Annotated in this window: 15 protein-coding genes; 5 read left to right on the forward strand and 10 right to left on the reverse strand. The window is 69.1% G+C overall.

Annotation, left to right across the window (positions count from 1 at the left end):
* Positions 1-110: 110 nt before the first annotated feature.
* From dxs to dut, 7 genes are all read right to left on the reverse strand, one after another.
* Entirely contained in the window at positions 111-2,066 is a 1,956-nt protein-coding gene (gene dxs, locus J2W45_RS05660; protein WP_310129695.1) for a 1-deoxy-D-xylulose-5-phosphate synthase, read from the reverse strand.
* A 178-nt stretch (positions 2,067-2,244) separates the two neighbouring features.
* Complete coding sequence (locus J2W45_RS05665) at positions 2,245-3,984, reverse strand: ATP-dependent nuclease (protein ID WP_310129697.1); 1,740 nt, start codon at positions 3,982-3,984, stop codon at positions 2,245-2,247.
* A 229-nt stretch (positions 3,985-4,213) separates the two neighbouring features.
* A complete protein-coding gene (gene acnA, locus J2W45_RS05670) occupies positions 4,214-7,042 on the reverse strand; it encodes an aconitate hydratase AcnA (protein ID WP_310129699.1) in 2,829 nt (942 codons plus the stop codon).
* A gap of 139 nt (positions 7,043-7,181) precedes the next feature.
* A complete protein-coding gene (locus J2W45_RS05675) occupies positions 7,182-9,557 on the reverse strand; it encodes an HAD-IC family P-type ATPase (protein ID WP_310129700.1) in 2,376 nt (791 codons plus the stop codon).
* Between the two features lie 37 nt (positions 9,558-9,594).
* Complete coding sequence (locus J2W45_RS05680) at positions 9,595-10,389, reverse strand: DUF3159 domain-containing protein (protein ID WP_310129701.1); 795 nt, start codon at positions 10,387-10,389, stop codon at positions 9,595-9,597.
* Positions 10,390-10,399: 10 nt separating this feature from the next.
* Complete coding sequence (locus tag J2W45_RS05685) at positions 10,400-11,002, reverse strand: DUF3710 domain-containing protein (protein ID WP_310134930.1); 603 nt, start codon at positions 11,000-11,002, stop codon at positions 10,400-10,402.
* A 65-nt stretch (positions 11,003-11,067) separates the two neighbouring features.
* Positions 11,068-11,526: a dUTP diphosphatase gene (gene dut, locus J2W45_RS05690; RefSeq protein ID WP_310129703.1), complete on the reverse strand. Its 459-nt coding sequence runs from the start codon at positions 11,524-11,526 to the stop codon at positions 11,068-11,070.
* Between the two features lie 39 nt (positions 11,527-11,565).
* Here dut and J2W45_RS05695 point away from each other — a divergent pair, with 39 nt between their 5' ends.
* Entirely contained in the window at positions 11,566-12,012 is a 447-nt protein-coding gene (locus J2W45_RS05695) for a DUF3093 domain-containing protein (protein ID WP_310129704.1), read from the forward strand.
* A 26-nt stretch (positions 12,013-12,038) separates the two neighbouring features.
* Here J2W45_RS05695 and J2W45_RS05700 read toward each other — a convergent pair whose 3' ends face one another.
* A complete protein-coding gene (locus J2W45_RS05700; protein ID WP_026307201.1) occupies positions 12,039-12,332 on the reverse strand; it encodes a DUF4193 domain-containing protein in 294 nt (97 codons plus the stop codon).
* Between the two features lie 205 nt (positions 12,333-12,537).
* Between J2W45_RS05700 and sepH the strand changes: the two genes are divergently transcribed.
* Positions 12,538-13,674, forward strand: a complete 1,137-nt coding sequence (sepH, locus tag J2W45_RS05705; RefSeq protein ID WP_310129705.1) for a septation protein SepH — start codon at positions 12,538-12,540, stop codon at positions 13,672-13,674.
* 96 nt (positions 13,675-13,770) lie between these two features.
* Here sepH and J2W45_RS05710 read toward each other — a convergent pair whose 3' ends face one another.
* Positions 13,771-14,895: an alkaline phosphatase family protein gene (locus tag J2W45_RS05710; protein ID WP_310134931.1), complete on the reverse strand. Its 1,125-nt coding sequence runs from the start codon at positions 14,893-14,895 to the stop codon at positions 13,771-13,773.
* Between the two features lie 122 nt (positions 14,896-15,017).
* On the opposite strand from J2W45_RS05710, the gene J2W45_RS05715 reads away from it, so the two are divergent.
* Entirely contained in the window at positions 15,018-17,498 is a 2,481-nt protein-coding gene (locus tag J2W45_RS05715) for a DNA gyrase/topoisomerase IV subunit A (protein WP_310129706.1), read from the forward strand.
* Between the two features lie 78 nt (positions 17,499-17,576).
* On the opposite strand, the gene J2W45_RS05720 is transcribed toward J2W45_RS05715, so the two are convergent.
* Positions 17,577-19,676 carry a DNA gyrase/topoisomerase IV subunit B gene (locus J2W45_RS05720; protein ID WP_310129707.1) on the reverse strand — a complete coding sequence of 700 codons (2,100 nt, stop codon included), beginning with the start codon at positions 19,674-19,676 and terminating at the stop codon, positions 17,577-17,579.
* Positions 19,677-19,887: 211 nt separating this feature from the next.
* On the opposite strand from J2W45_RS05720, the gene J2W45_RS05725 reads away from it, so the two are divergent.
* Together J2W45_RS05725 and J2W45_RS05730 are read left to right on the forward strand one after the other, a co-directional pair.
* On the forward strand, positions 19,888-20,124 hold the full coding sequence (locus J2W45_RS05725) for a DUF7455 domain-containing protein (RefSeq protein WP_121261337.1): 237 nt from the start codon (positions 19,888-19,890) through the stop codon (positions 20,122-20,124).
* Between the two features lie 36 nt (positions 20,125-20,160).
* Entirely contained in the window at positions 20,161-20,865 is a 705-nt protein-coding gene (locus J2W45_RS05730) for an alanine racemase (protein ID WP_396427067.1), read from the forward strand.
* The last annotated feature ends 10 nt before the right edge of the window (positions 20,866-20,875 follow it).

A 20,875-nucleotide genomic window follows, 5' to 3' on the forward strand; every position in this document is an offset into this window, starting at 1 on the left:
CGCACTCCAAGTCAACCGATCCCCACCCACCGGGAAGATTTGTGCCAAATCGTCGTTATGCGGCGGCCATAACCGAGATTTGGCGCAAATCTATCCCGGGAAGGGATGAGTCAGGCGCGGCGCTTCTTGGCGGGAGCGGCCTCGTCGGCGGCGGAGTCGTCGTCGGGCAGCGGGCGCGCGATCGGCACGCGGCTGCCGAGCACCTGCGCGACGAGGTCGCGCGCGATCTTCTGCGGGGTGAGCCCCGCATCCTCGAGGATCTGCTCGCGCGAGGCGTGGTCGATGAACGCGTCGGGCAGGCCCAGCTCGTCCACCGCCGTATCGATGCCGGCCTCGCGGAGATCCTGACGGACACGCGTGCCGATGCCGCCGACGCGGATGCCGTCCTCGATCGTCACCACGATGCGGTGCTCGGCCGCCAGCGACAGGATGCTCTTCGGCACCGGGACGACCCAGCGCGGGTCCACGACGGTGGCGCCGATGCCCTGTGCGGCCAGCCGGTCGGCGACCTTGAGCCCGAGGTCGGCCATCGGGCCGACCGTCACGAGCAGCACATCCTTGCGGTCGCCCTCGCGGAGGACGTCCACTCCGTCGTCGAGCCGGCGCACCGCCTCGATGTCGGGCTGCACGGCCCCCTTCGGGAAGCGGAGGACGGTCGGCGCGTCGTCGACCGCCACGGCCTCCCCCAGCTCCTCGCGGAAGCGGGTGCCGTCGCGCGGCGCGGCGAGCCGGATGTGGGGGACCACCTGCAGGATGGCGAGGTCCCAGATGCCGTGGTGGCTCGGACCATCCGGCCCGGTCACCCCGGCCCGGTCGAGGACGAACGTCACGCCCGCCTTGTGGAGCCCCACATCCATCAGCACCTGGTCGAACGCGCGGTTCATGAAGGTGGCGTAGATCGCGACCACGGGATGCAGCCCGCCGAAGGCGAGGCCGGCCGCGCTGGTGGCCGCGTGCTGCTCGGCGATGCCGACGTCGTGCACGCGGTCGGGGAAACGCTCCGCGAACTTGTGCAGGCCGGTGGGCCGCAGCATGGCGGCGGTGATGCCGACGATCTTCGGGTCCTTCTCGGCCAGCCGCACGATCTCGTCGGCGAACACGTCCGTCCACCCGACCTTGCTCGACCCCGCTGTCGACTCACCAGTCTCCGGGTCGATCTGCCCGACGGAGTGGAACTGGTCCGCGGCGTCGCGCAGGGCCGGCTCGTAGCCGCGTCCCTTCTGCGTGATGGCGTGGACGATGACGGGCGCGCCGTAGTTCTTGGCCTGCTCGAGCGCCTCCTCCATCGCCTGCACGTCGTGGCCGTGGATCGGACCGATGTACTTGATGTCGAGGTTCGAGTAGAGCGCCTCATTGTTCGTGAACCGGCTCAGGAAGCCGTGCAGCCCGCCGCGCACTCCACGGTAGAAGGACCGCCCTGGGGTGCCCAGCTTGTCGAACGCCTTGCGCGACGTGAGGTACAGGTTGCGGTAGCCGCGGCGGGTGCGCACCGTGTTGAGGAAGCGCGCCATGCCGCCGATCGTCGGCGCGTAGGAGCGGCCGTTGTCGTTGACGACGATGATCAGCTTGCGGTTGTTGTCGTCGGAGATGTTGTTGAGCGCCTCCCACGTCATGCCGCCGGTGAGGGCGCCGTCGCCGACCACCGCGATCACGTGGCGGTCCTGCTGGCCCGTCAGCTCGAACGCCCGGGAGATGCCGTCGGCCCACGACAGCGACGACGACGCGTGGGAGCTCTCGACGATGTCGTGCTCCGACTCGGAGCGCTGCGGGTACCCGGCGAGGCCGCCGCGCTGGCGCAGCTGCGAGAAGTCCTGCCGCCCCGTGAGCAGCTTGTGGACGTACGACTGGTGGCCGGTGTCGAAGACGATGGCATCCCGCGGCGAGTCGAACACCCGGTGGATGGCGATGGTCGTCTCGACGACGCCCAGGTTCGGGCCGAGGTGGCCGCCGGTCTTCGCCACATTGGCGACCAGGAACGCGCGCACTTCGCCCGCGAGCTGGACGAGCTCCCGCTCGGTCAGCCGATCGAGGTCGCGCGGACCCTGAATGGTCTCGAGGATGCCCATGCGTTCGAGTCTAGGCGCGCCTTCGTCAAGAGAGGCTCGGAACCGGCGGTTCCGAGCCTCCCCTTGACAGCGGCGTGCTTATCCCGGCCGGTATACGACGATGCTGCCAGGGGACCTGGTGGCTCAGAGCGCAAACATCACTAAGCCGACTTCTTCGTCTCTGCTTCGCGACTGTTGGTCATACACTCGCGGCGATGGGCTCATCGTCGACAACTGATGTCTGTAGGATCGCGACGCGAGAAGTGAGGTCATCGAGCAGACTTGACCACCTCTCGTAGTGCTTTGGCTTGGCGTTCCGCGCCAGCCACCCCGGAAAGTCCTGCTTTCCGCGAGGCGTAAAGTCGTATCGGTACTCTCCGCCGAACTTCACCTTGGACTTCAACACCAGTTCTTCGCCTTGGTCGTCGACGAACTTCTGCATCAGCGCCGCTGGGAACATCCACTCGCTCTCCGCATCTTGGTGACCGCCGACGAACGTTCGATACTCCAGGATCGACTTCTTCGCAAAGCCAAATCGTCCAGATAGCAAGTCGCGTGCGGAGCGGCCTTCCTCATCGGAATCGAACAGGGCAATCACCTGTTGCTTTGCCTCGGCGCGGAGGAGGATGGCCTGCGCGACCGCTGAGTGCGCGCCTTTGCAGGGCACGATCGTGACAGAACTCAACTCGTCAGCGCGGCCCAAGGCTGACGCCGCCAACTCGATGAACTGCTTGTCGGTCTCACCTTCCACCACGAGGAGCAGTGCACAGTCGGGAGGAACTGAGTGATAACGGTCGAGGAGTTCGGGTACGACGGTGTCGACGAAGAGTCCGGACATGACTTTGGCGTGCTCGCCGTTCCCGAGGGCAGACCCAACAACTCGCGAGATCCCGTCATTCAAACCCTTCTCCAACGCGACTACCTGCGCATTCGACGACCGGGAGACTATGTATGGAGAATGAGACGTCACCAGTAGCGTCACATCATCTCGCTCCGCAAGTAGCTCGAGATCGTCTCGTAGGGCTTGTTGCGCTGCCGGGTGCAGGAAGGCTTCTGGCTCTTCGAGCGCGAAAACGAGAGACTGCTTGCTCGCATCGCTGAGGTAGCGCAAGAGCGCTATGAGAATGCCGCCGGCGATACCTGTGCCTTTAGAAGCCAGATCGGTCATCACCGAGTCCTCGAGCCGAATCCGGATGTTAGACAGGGTTTCTTCGAGCGATGTCACTGACGGGACAAGGGCGATGCTCTTCACCTCGGGGAACAGCCGTTGGCTGAGGTTCAGGATCTTCTCGCGCATCGGCGCAAGCAGACCATCTTGAAGATGCTGTTCGTACGCGATCCGAGCTTCTTCTGATTCCCCGTATGCCGTTCCCAACTCCTCACGCAAGACGGAGTGAAGGATCTCCCGGAACTGCCCAACCAGAAGCATCTCGATGCTCTGGCCGCTCTCAACAGATACGAATCTCACGAGCTTGCGGAACTGCTTGAGCGCACGCTCGTTGAGCGCCGCCTCGCCGCGCCGATCGCCGACTCCCTTTGCCGCGAAGTACTCCTGCCTCACCAGACCGGTTGCCTGGTTACCGCGATAGGTGACGACCAGGCGTAGCTCGTTCGCACCAGCGTAGGTGGGCTTGCCATCGCCTACGACACTCTCCTCATACTCCCGGAGATACTTGAGCAGCGTCCTTTCGGAGCTCGAACGACCCTCGACCTTGAAGGTGAGCGTCGTTCGCGGATAGGCATAGAGCAGCTGGCCGGGAACATCTCGAGACGCCTCGAAGTCGTACGCCGGATCAAGCGCCAACTTAAGCGCCCGGACGAGATTGGACTTCCCGCAATTATTCGGCCCGACGAAAGAGTTCATGCCCGTGACGAGCGAGACATCGATGCCTTCCACGAACGAGCGAAACGACTTTACGTCAAGGCGTACTAGCTTCACGTCGAATCCCCAAACTCGATTTTCCTACGTTGTCTCGACTCTTCCATACGAGCCGGGACTCGGATGCGAGAGCCGGCGTGGTGTGTCGTGCCGCGCCACCGAATCACGACCCTCGAGGCGGTCATAGGAAGCGGAGGAATAGCCGAGGCGACTCACTGGTAGACAGCGAAAACGGAGGCGTCGTCGGCCGCTTCTAGCCGTCAACGCCTCCGTCTCAGCAGCGGCGTGCTTACACCAGGCTCCGCAGCACGTACTGGAGGATGCCGCCGTTGCGGTAGTAGTCCGCCTCACCGGGGGTGTCGATGCGGACGACCGCGTCGAACTCGACCGGCTGCTTGCCCTCCGCGGAGTGCTCGCTCGGTGCGGCCACCACGTGCACGGTCTTCGGCGTGGTTCCCTCGTTGAGCTGCTCGAGGCCCGTGATCGAGAAGACCTCGGTGCCGTCGAGGCCCAGCGAGTCGGCCGACTCGCCGGCCGGGAACTGCAGCGGCACGACGCCCATGCCGATGAGGTTCGAGCGGTGGATGCGCTCGAAGCTCTCGGTGATCACCGCGCGGACGCCGAGGAGGCTGGTGCCCTTGGCCGCCCAGTCGCGCGACGAGCCGGAGCCGTACTCCTTGCCGCCGAGGATGACGAGCGGGGTGCCCTGCGCCTGGTAGTTCTGCGACGCGTCGTAGATGAACGACTGCGGGGCGTCCGGCTTCGTGAAGTCGCGGGTGTATCCGCCCTCGACGCCGTCGAGGAGCTGGTTCCGCAGGCGGATGTTCGCGAAGGTTCCGCGGATCATCACCTCGTGGTTGCCGCGGCGCGAGCCGTAGGAGTTGAAGTCCTTGCGGTCGATGCCGTGCTCGGTCAGGTACTGGCCGGCCGGGCTGTCCGCCTTGATGGAGCCGGCGGGCGAGATGTGGTCGGTCGTGACCGAGTCGCCCAGCTTGGCGAGCACGCGGGCGTCGACGATGTCGGTGACCGGCGTCGTGTCGAGGGTCATGCCCTCGAAGTACGGGGGCTTCCGCACGTAGGTCGACTTCTCGTCCCACTCGAAGATCGAACCCGTCGGGGTCGGCAGCGACTTCCAGCGCTCGTCGCCCTCGAAGACCGACGCGTACTGGTGGACGAACATCCCCTCGTTGATGGAGGAGTCGATCGTCTGCTGCACCTCGGCGGCGTCGGGCCAGATGTCCTTCAGGAACACGTCGTTGCCGTCGGCGTCGGTGCCCAGCGCGTCCACCTCGAAGTCGAAGTTCATCGACCCGGCGAGAGCGTACGCGATGACCAGCGGCGGGCTCGCCAGATAGTTCATCTTGACGTCCGGGTTGATGCGGCCCTCGAAGTTGCGGTTGCCCGAGAGCACCGCGGTGACGGCGAGGTCGTTGTCGTTGACCGCCTGCGAGATCTCCTCGGGCAGCGGGCCCGAGTTGCCGATGCAGGTGGTGCAGCCGTAACCGACCGTGTAGAAGCCGAGCGCCTCCAGGTCCTTCGTCAGGCCCGCCTTCTCGTAGTAGTCGGTGACAACCTTGGAGCCCGGCGCCAGCGTGGTCTTCACCCACGGCTTGGCCTTGAGGCCCTTCTTCGCCGCGTTGCGGGCGAGCAGGCCGGCGGCGAGCATGACCGACGGGTTGGACGTGTTGGTGCACGACGTGATCGCCGCGATGGCGACCGCTCCGTGGTCGAGGACGAAGTCCTCGCCCTTCTCGGTCAGGGTGACCGGCGTCGGGTTGGACACGACCTTCGGCGCGTGACTGTGGTGGCTGTGCTGGTGCGTGCTGCGCGCGTCCTCCGGCTGGAGCTCACCGGGGTCGGAGGCCGGGAACGACTCCGAGATGGTCAGGTCGACCAGGTCGTGCGAGACGTCCGCGTAGTCCACGAGGTCCTTCTCGAACTGGTCCTTCGCGCGGCTCAGTTCGATGCGGTCCTGCGGGCGCTTCGGCCCGGCGATCGACGGGACGACCGTGGAGAGATCGAGCTCGAGGTACTCGCTGTAGACCGGCTCGACCGACGGGTCGTGCCACAGGCTCTGCGCCTTCGAGTACTCCTCGACGAGCTGCACCTGCTCCTCGCTGCGGCCGGTGAGGCGCAGGTAGTCGAGGGTGACGTCGTCGATCGGGAACATGGCGGCCGTCGAGCCGAACTCGGGGCTCATGTTGCCGATGGTGGCGCGGTTCGCGAGCGGGACCTCGGCGACGCCGGCACCGTAGAACTCGACGAACTTGCCGACCACGCCGTGCTTGCGCAGCATCTGCGTGATGGTGAGCACGACATCCGTCGCCGTCACACCGGTGGGGATGGCGCCGCTCAGCTTGAAGCCGACGACCTTGGGGATGAGCATGGAGACGGGCTGGCCGAGCATGGCCGCCTCGGCCTCGATGCCGCCGACGCCCCAGCCGAGCACGCCGAGGCCGTTCACCATGGTGGTGTGCGAGTCGGTGCCGACGCAGGTGTCCGGGTAGGCGAGCAGCTCGCCGTTCACCTCGCGGGTCATGGTGACGCGCGCCAGGTACTCGATGTTGACCTGGTGGACGATGCCGGTGCCCGGCGGGACCACCTTGAAGTCGTCGAACGCGGTCTGGCCCCAGCGGAGGAACTGGTACCGCTCGCCGTTGCGCTCGTACTCGAGGTCGGTGTTGCGCTCGAGCGCGTCGGGCTGGCCGAACAGGTCGGCGATGACGGAGTGGTCGATGACCATCTCCGCGGGCGCGAGCGGGTTGATCTTCTTGGGGTCGCCACCGAGGGCGGAGACCGCCTCACGCATGGTGGCGAGGTCGACGATGCAGGGGACGCCGGTGAAGTCCTGCATGATGACGCGGGCCGGCGTGTACTGGATCTCCGTGTCCGGCTCAGCGGTCGGGTCCCAGCCGCCGAGGGCGCGGATGTGGTCGGCGGTGATGTTCGCGCCGTCCTCCGTGCGGAGCAGGTTCTCGAGGAGCACCTTGAGGCTGAACGGGAGCCGCTCGTAGCCCTCGACGGTGTCGATCCCGAAGATCGTGTAATCCCTCGACCCGACCGTCAGCGTCCTCTTCGCACCGAAGCTGCCGTGTCCTGAGTTCTCGGTTGCCGTCACAATGCCCTCTCCTTCGTCGGCAGGCGATGTTCACGCACGCCTCGTCCATCTTCGTCGTCCGTCGAAGCGCCTTTCCAGCAAGGTAAGCCTAAACCCGGCTGACGGAAAGTATCTTGACGTCGAGATAAATCTACCACGCTCAGAGCCGGTCGAAGACCAGGGAGCGCCGCTTGGCGAAGCGATAGAACAGCTCGACGCCGGCCCCGCCCACGGCGCCCACCGCGACGCCCCAGGCGAGGGCCGCATCCAGCTGCAGGTGCATCTCGAAGAACGACGAGGTGAAGGGGATGACGCACATCAGCACGAAGGCCGCGGCGACCGCCGCGAGGAGGAGCCAGCGGATGCCGGTCAGCGGCCGTGTGAGCACGCACAGGATCCAGAGCGACACGCAGAACAGCGCCACGGTGGTCACGCTCCGCGCCTCGTGGAGCGGGATGCTGCGGTACAGCGGCGCATACGCGACGACCGCGGTCAGGCCTGCGATGAGTCCGGTCGGCACCGAGTATCGCAGCACACGGCCGAGCACGCCCGGCGTGTAGATGCGCTTGTTCGGCGCGAGTGCGAGGAAGAAGGAGGGGATGCCGATGGCGAGGGAGGACACGAGTGTCAGCTGGCGCGGCAGGAACGGGAACGGCCAGAGCAGCACGGCGCTGAGCAGCGCGAGCAGGATGCCGTAGGTCGTCTTCGCCAGGAAGATGTTGGATACGCGCTCGACGTTGGCGATCACGCGCCGGCCCGAGGAGAGCACGTCCGGCAGGCGGTCGAACCGGTCGTCGAGCAGGACCACCTTGGAGACCGCCTTGGTCGCGGCGGTACCGGTGCCCATCGCGATGCCCAGATCGGAGTCCTTGACGGCCATCGCGTCGTTGACGCCGTCGCCCGTCATGGCGACGGTACGGCCGCGCTCCTGGAGCAGCCGGACGGCGGTGCGCTTCTGGTCCGGGCTCACGCGCCCCAGCACAGCGGCGCGCTCCAACGCGTCGCCGAGCGCCTCGTCGGTCGTCAGCGTGGACGCGTCGATCGTGTCGCCGTCGAGTTGCAGCTCCTTCGCGATCGCGGCGACGGTGACCGGGTTGTCGCCGGACATGACCACCACGCGGACGGCCTGCTCGCGGAAGTAGCCGAGGGTGTCCCGCGCCTCGGGCCGCAGCGTCTCCGCGAGCAGCACCAGCAGGGCGGGCTCGACACGGGTGCCCGCGAGCGGAACATGCAGCTCGCTCGGCAGCGGGTCCACCGCCCGGGCCAGCGCGAGCGTCCGCAGCCCGGTCGCGGCGAGCGCCGTCGCCCGGGCCAGCTCCTCCGGGTGCCCGTCGAGCACGCGCTCCGGCGCTCCCAACACCCACGACGTCTCCGCGCCGTCCACGCTCATGACAAGGGCGCTGTACTTCGTCGCCGAGCTGAACGGGATGCGGCGGTTCACCCGGAACCGGTCGCTGCGGAACCGCGACCCCAGGATGCCGGACGTCGCGTTCCCGGCCTCGTCCGACCCGAAGGCGGCGAGCGCCGTCTCGGCGAGCGCGACGTCGACGTCGTCGCCGAGCGCCTCGGTGCCGTGCAGCGACAGCTCGCCCGTCGTCAGCGTCCCCGTCTTGTCGAGGCAGAGCACATCGACGCGCGCCAGCACCTCCACGGCGGCGAGCTCCTGGACGAGCACCTTGCGCGTCGCCAGCTGGATGGCCGCCACCCCGAAGGCGAGGCTGGTCAGCAGCACCAGCCCCTCGGGGATCATGCCGACGACGGCTGCCACCGCGTCCACGAGCGCCCGGCGCCAGTGGTCGTCCGTGAAGAGGTTCTCGAAGCCGCCGTACGTCAGCACGCGGCCGATCAGGGTGATGAGGATGAGCGGGCCGAGGATCCACGAGAGGTAGACCAGGATGCGGTTGGTCGCCTCCCGCAGCTCCGACCGCACCAGCGAGTGCTTGCGGATCTCGCTCGTCAGGCGGCTGGCGTAGGAGTCGGCGCCCACGGCGGTCACCACCGCGAGCCCGGTGCCCGTGACCACGTGCGAACCGGACAGCAGCGGGGCCTCCGCGTCCTTGAACATCGGGTCGGACTCGCCGGTGAGCATGGACTCGTCGAGCGACAGCCCGGTGCTCTCGACGACGACCGCGTCCGCCGGCACCTGATCGCCGGGTCGCAGCACCAGGAGGTCGTCGAGCACCACATCTTCGAGCGGAACCGTCACGACCTCGCCGTCACGCCGCACCCGGCTGTGCGGGGCGGCGAGCAGGGCGGCGCGATCGAGCACGCGCTTGGCGCGGTACTCCTGAACGATCCCGATCAGGGCGTTGACGACGACGATCCCGAAGAAGAAGCCGTCGCGCAGGTCTCCCAGGAGCACGACGGCCACGAAGCAGGCGGTGAGGATGCCGTTGAACAGCGTGAAGATGTTCTCGCGCAGGATGTCCCCCACCGAGCGCGAGCTGGGCTGCGTCTGCGTGTTGACCCGGCCGTCGGCGACGCGCTGGGCGACCTGGGCGGCAGTCAGCCCCTCTTGCGTGCCCGCCTCCAGCATCCGTCCCCCTCCGTCGCCGTGAACTCAGTCGATCGTTCTACTTGGTAGGACGCACGTCGGCGGTCGTTCGTGACGGCTTCTGCGGGAACTGCCCCTTCACGACGAACCAGGTGACCAGGAGCAGCGGTGCGTACAGCGGCACGCCCATCAGCAGCTTCGTCAGCGCCAGGGCGCTCGTCGCCGCGTCGGTGTGCGCGAGGTACAGGGGCACCTGCACGAGCAGGCGGGCGGCAAAGAGCAGGAACCACAGGAACGTCAGCGCCTGCATGACCCGGAACTTCCGCTTGTCGCGTCGCCAGGCCACGCCGTCGCCCATCAGATAGCCGGCCGCGAGTCCGATGACGGGCCAGCGGACGAGCATCGAGATCAGGATGCCGGCGGCGTACGCGGCGTTGGTCCAGATCCCCAGCAGGAAGTTGTCCTCTCCGCGGCCGGTGATGAGCGCGAGGATCGCGGAGATGCCGACACCGATCAGTCCGGCCATCGCCTGCGTGACCGGGGTCTTGCCGATCACGCGGGCGACGGTGAAGACGACGGCGACGGCCACCGACGACACGATCGACACCGGCACGTTCTGCGTGAACGTGAAGAGGATGAGGAAGACCAGTCCCGGGAGGATGGTCTCGCAGAGCCCGCGGACGCCGCCGAGGGCGCCGAGCAGGGCCGCACTCGTCGAGGTGTCCGTCTCGGCCAGCTGCCCCAGACCGGAGCGGCGCGCCGCCGCGGCGATGCTCTCGCTGAGCGCCGGCGACGGCGCGGGCGCGGGCGTCGCCGGCTGCGCGTCGTCCGCTGGCCCGTCCGCTTCGGGTGCTGGACGGTCGTGATCGGTCATGGCGGTGCCTTTAAAGAGAGGAGTAGTCGTTCTCGGTGCCGGTCGTGGGGGCGGCGGGCATCCGGAGCGGGATGAGGTCGCGCGGCGGCATGGGCACGGTGCCGCGCACGACGACGATGCTGCGGAAGAGGTCTTCCACGAGCGCGGCGGCCTCCGGCTGCACCGCGGCGTCTCCGGCGATGACCCCGCGCAGGAACCAGCGCGGGCCGTCCACGCCGACGAAGCGGGCGACGCGCGTCTCGACGGTGCCGCCCTGGGCCGCCGCCACGGGGATCTCGGCGACGAGCTCCGGGCCGAACGCGCCGTCGCGCTCGGTTACGCGGCCGCCCTGCCGCTGGATCTGGTCGGTGATCTGCTCGCGGATCTCGTGCCAGAGGCCGGTGGAGCGCGGCGCGGCGAACGGCTGGACCTGCAGGGTCGAGTTCGCGTAGTCGAGGCCGACGGCGACGACGCGCTGCGTCTCCTCCTCCACCTCGAGGCGCAGGTGCAGCCCCTCGCGCGGAAGGATCTTCACCCCGCCCAGGTCGACGTACGGGCGGACCGGGTTCGCCTCGCTCTCGTCGAGCGGCCCCTCGGTCGCGCGGTCCTCGGGGGCGGACTTCTCGAACTCCAAGGCCTCGCCCTGCTGTTCGAGCTCTGCGCCCTCGTCGGACCCGCGCGGGGTGTCGCTGATATCGCTCACGCGTGTTCTCCTGCCTCGGTCACGGTGTACCCGGACGAGCCGAAGCCCGCTGTGCCGCGCTGGCTGTCCGGGAGGGTGTCGACGGGGATGAACCGGGCTCGCGTGACCGGCATGACGATCAGCTGGGCGATCCGGTCGCCGACGGCGATATCGTACGGCATCGATCTGTCCGTGTTCAGCAGGGTGACCTTGATCTCGCCGCGGTATCCCGCGTCCACCGTGCCGGGCGCATTGACGATCGTGAGGCCGTGCCGCATGGCCAGTCCGCTGCGCGGGACGACGAACGCGGCGTAGCCGTCGGGCAGGGCGATGGACACGCCGGTCGGCATCGTGAAGCGCTCCCCCGGGCCCAGCACGACGGCCTCGGCGGCGCACAGGTCGGCGCCCGCGTCGCCCGGGTGGGCGTAGGCGGGAGGGAACGAGGCGATGATCGGGACGTCGACGGTATCGGTCACGTGTCGAGGGTAGTGCAGAAGTCTGATCGAATAGAGGCCATGGACCTGTACCGAGAGCGGCTGTGGGCGACGCCCTGGCTGTTCATCTCCACCCTGCTCGTCATCCCCGCGATCATGCTCGTCTTCGCACCGATCAACTTCTCGGTGGGCGTCGTCCTGGCGATCGTCGTCTACGTCGCGTTCGCGGTCTTCCTCGTCGTGACGGCCCCGACCATCCGGGTCACGGAGGACGAGCTCGTCGCCGGCTCCGCGCGCATCCCGCTCGCCCTCGTCGGCGCCCCGACGGCGTACCGCGGCGAGGAGGCGACGCAGGAGCGCGGGCGCCGGCTGGACGCGCGCGCGTGGCTGCTGATCCGCGGCTGGATCAAGCCGGTCGTGAAGGTGCCCGTGCTGGATGCGGACGACCCGGCGCCCTACTGGCTGCTCTCAACAAGAAACCCGGACCAGCTGGTCCGGGTTCTCGGTGAGGCTCGACCCGCCTCGTAGGCGGCGTCGTCGGGGGTGCGTGCGCGTCAGGCGGCGCACTCCACGCAGATCGGTCCGAGCTTCGTCTCGTGGTCGATCTGCGAGCGGTGCTTCACCAGGAAACAGTTCACGCAGGTGAACTCGTCCGCCTGGGGAGGCAGCACGACGACGTCCAGGTCGAGGTCGGAGAGGTCGGCGCCGGGCAGCTCGTACCCACCTGGGTTGTCGGCGTCCTCGACGTCCACGACACCCGACATCTTGTCCGGGACACGCTCCTTGAGGGCCTCGATCGACTCGGAGTCGTCCTCGGTCTTCCGCGGTGCGTCGTAATCCGTTGCCATGCCCATCCACTTCTCGTCATAACGGCCGATTCTCGCAATCGGCGGCCATAGTTTGCATCAATCACCCCTGAATAGCAAAACCACTCCAGGGGCCTCTCAGCGATTGCTCGGTGTGCAACTTCCGGCACGCCCGCGGTATTCCCCGGAATGCCTTCCGTCGCGTGCGATCCTGAGGCCGTACGAACGAGCTCGGAAGGCAGTCCACATGCAGGATCTGAAGGTCATCGGGGTCGAGAACGGCGCGCTCGTCGCCGTCGGTGACGACGGTGAGCGTTTCCGCATCGCCGTCGACGAAGCATTGCAGTCGAAAGTGCGGCAGGTGCGCCAGGAGACGCCCGCCGACGCCCCCAAACTGTCGCCCCGCGAGGTGCAGGCCCACATCCGCTCCGGCATGTCCGCGGAGGACGTCGCGGCGGTCACCGGCGCGCCCCTGGAGTACGTGCAGCGCTTCGAGGGACCGATCATCGCCGAGCGCGAGCACATCGTCGCCAGCGCCCTCAGCGTCCCGGTGCACACGACGGACGCGGTCGACCCGCTGGGCGAGGCCGAGACGTTCGGGTCGGTCATCCGCGACCGCCTCGCCTCCCTCGGCGTGTCCGGAGAGCGCTGGGCGAGCTGGAAGGACAGCGAGACCGGCTGGATCGTGAAGCTCGAGTTCACGGCCGACACGATCGACCACGACGCGCGCTGGTCCTACGACGCGCGCAAGCACGCCCTGGCGCCGCTCAACTCGGAGGCGACCACCCTGTCGCAGGCGGGCGAGCTGCGCGGCGGAGCGCTCATCCCCCGGCTCCGCGCCGTGCTGCCGCACGAAGGCGAGCCCGACAACTCGCGCTTCGACAGCGGAGCCTTCACGTTCCCCGCGCCGTCCGCCGACCTGCTCGGGCCGGAGATCACCGCGCCCATCGAGCCGCTGACGCCGGGCCGCGCGCCGGGCGCCAACAACTCCATCCAGGTGTCCGCCATCAAGCGCGCCGACGAGGGCGCCCCGCGCGACCTGCACCAGACCGCCGACCTGCTGGAGGCGCTGCGCCGCCGCCGGGGCGAGCGCGAGGCCGCGACCTACGAGGACCGCACGCCGGCCCCGGAGCGCCCGCTGGCCTCCGACCCGGCGCCCGTGCCCACGCCGACGCCCACTCCCTCGCCGTTCCGTGTGGTGGACGAGCGGATCGCCGAGCGGCCGCCGGTCGCCGAGCAGCCGCCGCTCCCCCTCGACGTGCCGCCGCCCGCGAACAGCAACGACTCGGGTCCGCAGCCGTCCGGCCGCAAGAAGGGCCGCACCGCGATGCCGAGCTGGGACGAGATCGTCTTCGGCGCGCGCACGGACGACGACCTGGCCTGATCTTCTTCTCGCCGAAGTGCACCTTCTTGTGCACCCGTGCGGCGTGTCGCACGCAACGACGTGCACCTCAGCCGTGTCGGGATGCGGGAGCGCGGGTTACCCGGCGGCGCCGAAGCGCAGGAGGGGCACCCGCGTCTCCTCGGGCGTGATCGAGCCGTGCTGGCCGACCATGTTGCGGCCGGTGCGCAGCGGGTCGCGGCCGTCGTAGTAGGCGATGCGCTTGCGCGCGGCGACCAGCACATCCCCGATGCGCGGTGCCACCTCGGGGGCGACCGCCGCTCCGAACCAGCCGGCCTCGACCGCTTCGGCGCGCGTCGCCACCCAGGAGCGGTCGCCCTCGGCGTCGCGCCAGCGCTCGGCAACGTCCGTCGCCGAGGTGCCGGGAGCCGTGTAGAGGTGCAGGACGCGCGGCTCGCCCGCCACGTCGGCCACACCGTCCAGGAGTTCGGGGGCGGTGTCGTAGAGGATGTGACCGCCCTCGGGGACGTCGACCACGCCGTGGTCGGCGGTCAGCAGAGCCGCGCGCCCGGGGCCGAGCCGCCGGGCGAAGGACGCGACCAGCGCGTCCAGCGTCTCGAGGGCGGCCGTCCAGTCGCTCGACTCCCAGCCGCGCGCGTGCGCCAGCTGGTCGAGCTCGGCGACATAGAGATAGGTCAGCCCCGGGCCCGGGGTCGCGACGATGTCGGCGGTAGTGTCGAACCGCTCGGCCAGCGACTGCACGCCGATGAACTCCGCGCCCCGCAGCACCGCCTCGGTGAAGCCGGAACCGGCGAACTTCGGCAGGCCGATCGCCCGCGCGCGCACGCCCTCGTCGGCCGCGCGCTCGAAGACGGTCCGCGACCGCTGCCAGGTGGACGGATCCATCTGCGCGTCCCAGCCGGAGAGCTGGTTGGTCAGGCGGCCGGTGCCGTCGCGGACGCGGTAGCCGACCAGGCCGTGCTCGCCAGGCGCCGTGCCCGTGGTCAGTGTCGCCAGCGCAGCGGCGGTGGTGGTGGGGAAACCGGCGTCGATCGTCGTCGCCTTCCCGAGCATCGGCGCCAGCGTCCGCGCGTGACCGGATCGTGCCCGCAAGGCCGCGGCGCCCAGGCCGTCGACCAGGATGACGACCACGTGATCCAGCCGCGGCAGGTCGAGGTCGTTCCGTTCGCCGCGCAGCGCCGCGAGCGAACTCGGCAGAACCGTGGCGAGGCTCGCTCGCGTGGTGAAGGCGGCCGGTAGCATGGGGGGCATCCGGCCCAGTCTGGCACAGGCATCACGGCGCCGGCCGAGCCACCCCCGCTCCCCGGGCACGCGCTTCCCGAGCCCGTGCTCCCCCCGAGCCCCGACCTGCACAGAATGCACGAATGACACCCGCAGACGATCAGCCCGCCGGAACGACCGAACGCATCGAGGACGTCGACGTCACGACCGAGATGCAGGGCTCCTTCCTCGAGTACGCCTACTCGGTGATCTACTCCCGCGCCCTCCCGGACGCCCGCGACGGCCTCAAGCCGGTGCAGCGCCGCATCCTCTACATGATGACCGAGATGGGCCTGCGCCCGGACCGCGGTCACGTGAAGTCCGCCCGCGTCACCGGCGAGGTGATGGGAAAGCTGCACCCGCACGGCGACAGCGCGATCTACGACGCCCTGGTGCGCATGGCGCAGGACTTCACCCTGCGCGTGCCGCTGGTCGACGGGCACGGCAACTTCGGCTCCCTCGACGACGGGCCGGCCGCCGCCCGGTACACCGAGGCACGTCTCGCCGCAGCGGCGCTCGCGATGACGGAGGATCTCGACGAGGACGTCGTCGACTTCGTCCCCAACTACGACAACCAGCTGATGCAGCCGGATGTGCTGCCCGCCGCCTTCCCGAACCTCCTGGTCAACGGCGCGAGCGGCATCGCGGTCGGCATGGCCACGAACATGGCGCCGCACAACCTGATCGAGGTCGTGGGCGCAGCCCGCCACCTGCTCGCGAACCCGGATGCGACCCTCGACGACCTGATGGCGTACGTCCCCGGGCCCGACCTCCCCGGCGGCGGCACCATCGCCGGGCTGGCGGGTGTGCGCGACGCGTACGCGACCGGCCGCGGCAGCTTCCGGATGCGCGCCAAGGTGACCGTCGAATCCATCACCGCGCGCAAGAGCGGCCTCGTCGTCACCGAGCTCCCCTACCTCGTTGGCCCCGAGAAGGTCATCGAGAAGATCAAGGACGGCGTCAACGCCAAGAAGCTCAACGGCATCTCGGACGTCACCGACCTCTCCGACCGCCAGCACGGCCTGCGTCTCGTCATCGGCATCAAGACCGGCTTCAGCCCGGAGGCGGTGCTCGAGCAGCTCTACCGGCACACGCCGCTCGAAGAGGGCTTCGCGATCAACAACGTCGCGCTCGTCGCCGGCGGTCCGCAGACCCTCGGCCTGCGCGACCTGCTGCAGGTGTACCTCGACCACCGCGTCAGCGTGGTCACCCGGCGGTCGCAGTTCCGCCTCGCGCGCCGGCAGGAGCGGCTGCACCTCGTCGAGGGCCTGCTCATCGCCATCCTCGACATCGACGAGGTGATCCAGGTCATCCGCACCTCGGACGACACCGAGCAGGCGCGCGGACGGCTGATGCAGGTGTTCGACCTCAGCACCCTGCAGGCCGACTACATCCTCGAGCTGCGGCTGCGCCGGCTCACCAAGTTCAGCCGCATCGAGCTCGAGACCGAGCGCGACCAGCTGCGCGCCGAGATCGAGGAGCTGCAGGCCCTGCTCGCCTCCCGTCAGCGCATCGACGACCTGGTCTCGGACGAGCTGGAGCAGGTCGCCACCCGGTTCGGGACGCCGCGGCGCACCCTCCTCACCGAGGCGAAGCCGTCGATCGCCGGCGCCTCGCGCAGCAAGGCCGCGACGGTGCAGCTCGAGGTGGCGGACGTGCCCACGCGCGTGTACCTCTCCACCACCGGGCGCATCCTGCGAGTGGATGCGGTGCCCGGCGCCGACGGCGAGGGCGGGCTCGACCGCATCCAGCCGCCGGCCCGGCGCAGCAAGCACGACGCGATCCTGTCCCAGCTGGACACGACCAGCCGGAGCGAGATCGGCGCGGTGACGAACCGCGGGCGGCTCATCCGCTTCTCCCCCGTCGACCTGCCCGGGGTGCCGGCCAACTCCATCCAGCTGGGCGCCGGCGTCAAGATCGGCGACTACCTGGCGCTCGCGGACAAGAAGGAGCGCATCCTCGCGATCGTCTCCCTCGACTCGGAGCGCACCATCGCCCTCGGGACGAAGCAGGGCGTGGTCAAGCGCGTCGCGCCAGGCGACTGGGCCAACAAGCCCGAGTTCGAGATCATCAGCCTGAAAGCCGGCGACGAGCTCGTCGGTGCGACGACGGTGACGGACGACGACGAGCTGGTGTTCGTCGCCAGCGACGCGCAGCTGCTGCGGTTCGCCGCCTCCAGCGTCCGTCCGCAGGGACGCGCCGCGGGCGGTATGGCCGGCATCAACCTGGGATCGGGCGCGCGCGCGATCTACTTCGGCGCCGTCGCCTCGGGCGACACCGACGAGGCCGTCGTCGCCACGATCGCGGCGAGCGACGCGACGCTGCCCGGCGCAGACCCGGGCACCGCGAAGGTGAGCGACTTCTCCGAGTTCCCCGCGAAGGGACGCGCCACCGGCGGCGTCCGCGCCCAGCGGTTCCTGAAGGGCGAGAGCGAGCTGGTCATGGCATGGGCCGGCCGCGGCCCGGCGCTGGCCGTCGCCCCCGACGGCGCTGCGCGCACCCTCCCCGAGGGCGGCGCCCGCCGCGACGCCTCCGGCACCCCCCTCGACACCGTCGTCGGCTCGATCGGCCGCCGCATCTCCTGACCATCGGTTCCTCAGTTAGTCCGCTCGACGCGCCGTCGGAAGCGGATTAACTGAGGAAGCGATGAATGGATGAGGGGGTCAGGCGTCGATGCGGGCGCGGCTCAGGTCGTCGGCGCCCGCGATGATGAACTCCTTGCGCGGGGCGACGTCGTTGCCCATGAGCAGCTCGAAGACGCGGTTCGCGGCCTCCGCGTCGGGGACGCGCACCCGCCGCAGCGTGCGGTGGGCGCGGTCCATCGTGGTGGTCGCGAGCTGGTCCGCATCCATCTCGCCGAGGCCCTTGTAGCGCTGGATCGGCTCCTGGTAGCGCTTGCCGCGCTTCTTCAGGTCCGCGAGCACCGCCTGCAGCTCGGCCTCCGAGTACGTGTAGATCGTCTCGTTCGGCTTCGACCCCGGGTTCACGACCACGACACGGTGCAGCGGAGGCACGGCCGCGAAGACGCGCCCCTCCTCGATCATCGGCCGCATGTAGCGGAAGAACAGCGTGAGCAGCAGGGTGCGGATGTGCGCCCCGTCCACGTCGGCGTCCGACATGATGATGACCTTGCCGTAGCGGGCGACCGACAGGTCGAAGCTGCGGCCGGAGCCGGCGCCGATGACCTGGATGATCGCCGCGCACTCGGCGTTGGAGAGCATGTCCGAGATGGACGCCTTCTGCACGTTCAGGATCTTGCCCCGGATGGGCAGCAGCGCCTGGTACTCGCTGTCGCGTGCCCGGCGGGCCGTCCCCAGCGCCGAGTCGCCCTCGACGATGAACAGCTCGCTGTTGGCGACGTCGTTGGAGCGGCAGTCGACGAGCTTCGCCGGGAGGGACGAGGTCTCCAGCGCGTTCTTGCGGCGCTGCGTCTCCTTGTGAGCGCGTGCGGAGATACGCGACTTCATCTCGGCGACGACCTTGTCGAGCACGAGCGCCGACTGCGCCTTGTCGTCGCGCTTCGACGAGCCGAACCGCTCGGCCATCGCCTTCTGGACGACGTTCGCGACGATCGCGCGCACGGCGGGTGTGCCGAGGATCTCCTTCGTCTGGCCCTCGAACTGCGGCTCGGGCAGGCGCACCGTGAGCACGGCGGTGAGCCCGGCCATCACGTCGTCCTTCTCGAGCTTGTCCGTTCCGGCCTTGAGGCGCCGTGCGTTCAGCTCCACCTGCTGGCGGAGGAACTTGAGCAGGCCCTGGTCGAACCCGGCCTGGTGGCTGCCGCCCTTCGGCGTCGCGATGATGTTGACGAAGCTGCGCATGACGGTGTCGTAGCCGGTGCCCCAGCGCAGGGCGATGTCGACCTGGCAGTCGCGCTGCAGCTCGGTCGGCACCATCGCGCCGGAGTCCGACAGCACGGGGACGGTCTCGGTGAAGTGTCCCTCGCCGGTGAGCCGCCAGGTCTCGGTGATCGGGCTGTCCGGAGCGAGGAAGTCGACGAACTCCGAGATGCCGCCCTCGTAGCGGAACGTGGTCAGCCCGGTCGGCTCGGCACCGTCCTTCCCGGCGCGCTTGTCGTCGATCGAGATCGACAGCCCGGGGACCAGGAACGCCGTCTGCCGTGCACGGCCGACGAGGTCGTCCGTGCTGAACTCGGCGCCCTTGGTGAAGATCTGCCGGTCGGCCCAGTAGCGGATGCGCGTGCCCGTCCGGCCCTTGGGCACCTTGCCGACCACGCGCAGCTCGCTGCCGCTGACGAACGGGGTGAAGGGGCTGTCGGGGCTCGGCGCGCCCTTCTTGTCGTCGAAGACGCCGGGCTCGCCGCGGTGGAACGACATCGCCCAGGTCTTGCCGTCGCGGTCGACCTCCACGTCGAGCCGCTCGGAGAGCGCGTTGACCACCGAGGCGCCGACGCCGTGCAGTCCGCCGGACGCGGCATACGAGCCGCTGCCGAACTTGCCGCCGGCGTGAAGCTTCGTGAACACGACCTCCACACCCGACAGGCCGGTCTTCGGCTCGATGTCGACGGGGATGCCGCGGGCACTGTCGCGCACCTCCACGCTGTCGTCGGCGTGCAGCACCACGTCGATGCTCGTACCGTGCCCGGCGAGGGCCTCGTCGACGGAGTTGTCGATGATCTCCCACAGGCAGTGCATGAGACCGCGGGAGTCGGTGGAGCCGATGTACATGCCGGGTCGTTTGCGGACGGCCTCGAGCCCCTCGAGCACCGACAGGTGCCTGGCCGAATAGTCCGAACTCGCCACGTGCGCTCCTTGTGGATGGTGTGCGCCCGTTTCCGCGGGCGCGCGTGCTTCTCCAGCGTACGTGCCGGACGCCGAACCCTACGTCACGACACCCGTCGGGACGCTGTGGCTACGCGTTGAGCGAAATGGCAGGCGATACGCGCAGAGTTACCGGGTATCCGTGGTTCTATAGACGTACCGAGTTCACCGGTTGCGACGGAAGGAGCATCACATGTCGACAGTAACCTCGGAGAACGGGGCCGTTGACGAGCTCGCATCAGGGCCGCAACTGACGGCCGCGGACCGTTGCGACAGCTGCGGGGCGCAGGCGTACATCAGGGTCGTCGTGAACAACGGCGAACTGCTGTTCTGCGCGCACCACGGCAAGAAGCACCAGGAGAAGCTCTCTCAGATCGCCCACAGCTGGCACGACGAGACCGCTCGCCTGTTCGAAGAGCAGCGCGCGTAACGCGACCGCATCGCGAGACGCGGGGCTGACCGGAGGATGGTGACACGGACGGGTGTGCGCAGACGCGCCCACATCGACCTCGACACCATCCGCCAGACGGCAGCCTCCTCGTCACTCCCCGACTGCACCGCCGATCTCCGCGCCGACGCGTACGGACACGGGCTCCTGCCCGTGGCTCGTGCGCTGACGGATGCGGGGGTCGGCGGTTTTCTCGTCTCCCGGGTGGAGGACGCCGCCGCGCTCGCGGACGAAGGCCTCCCCGTCCCGGTCGAGATCGGCGCCCCGGAGTCCGGCCGCACCGTTCGCGGGCCGGAGCTGTTCGGGCTCGATCCCGCACATCCATCGCCCCCCGCCATGCGGCTGGAGGGCGAGGTCATCGCCGTGAAGCGCGTGCCCGCCGACCGCGGCGTCTCGTACGGCTACACCTACCGCACGTCGCACCCCACCACGCTCGTGCTCGTCGCGCTGGGCTATGCCGACGGCATCCTGCGCGTGGCGTCCAACAAGGCGCCGGTCAAGGTCGGCGACATCATCGGCCGCATCACCGGCCGGATCGCCATGGACCAGTTCGTCGTCGACGTCGGCGGTGACGGTCCAGCGCCCGGCGACCCGGTCATCCTGTTCGGCGACCCGGAGCTCGGCGAGCCGACGGTGCTCGACTGGGCGGACGCCCTGGGCGTGGCCGCCCCGGTCATCACCAGCAGGCTCGGCCGGCGCATCGAGAGGACGTACACCCGATGAGGACGCCCGC

Source organism: Leifsonia shinshuensis, from assembly GCF_031456835.1.
Taxonomy (GTDB): Bacteria; Actinomycetota; Actinomycetes; order Actinomycetales; family Microbacteriaceae; genus Leifsonia; species Leifsonia shinshuensis_C.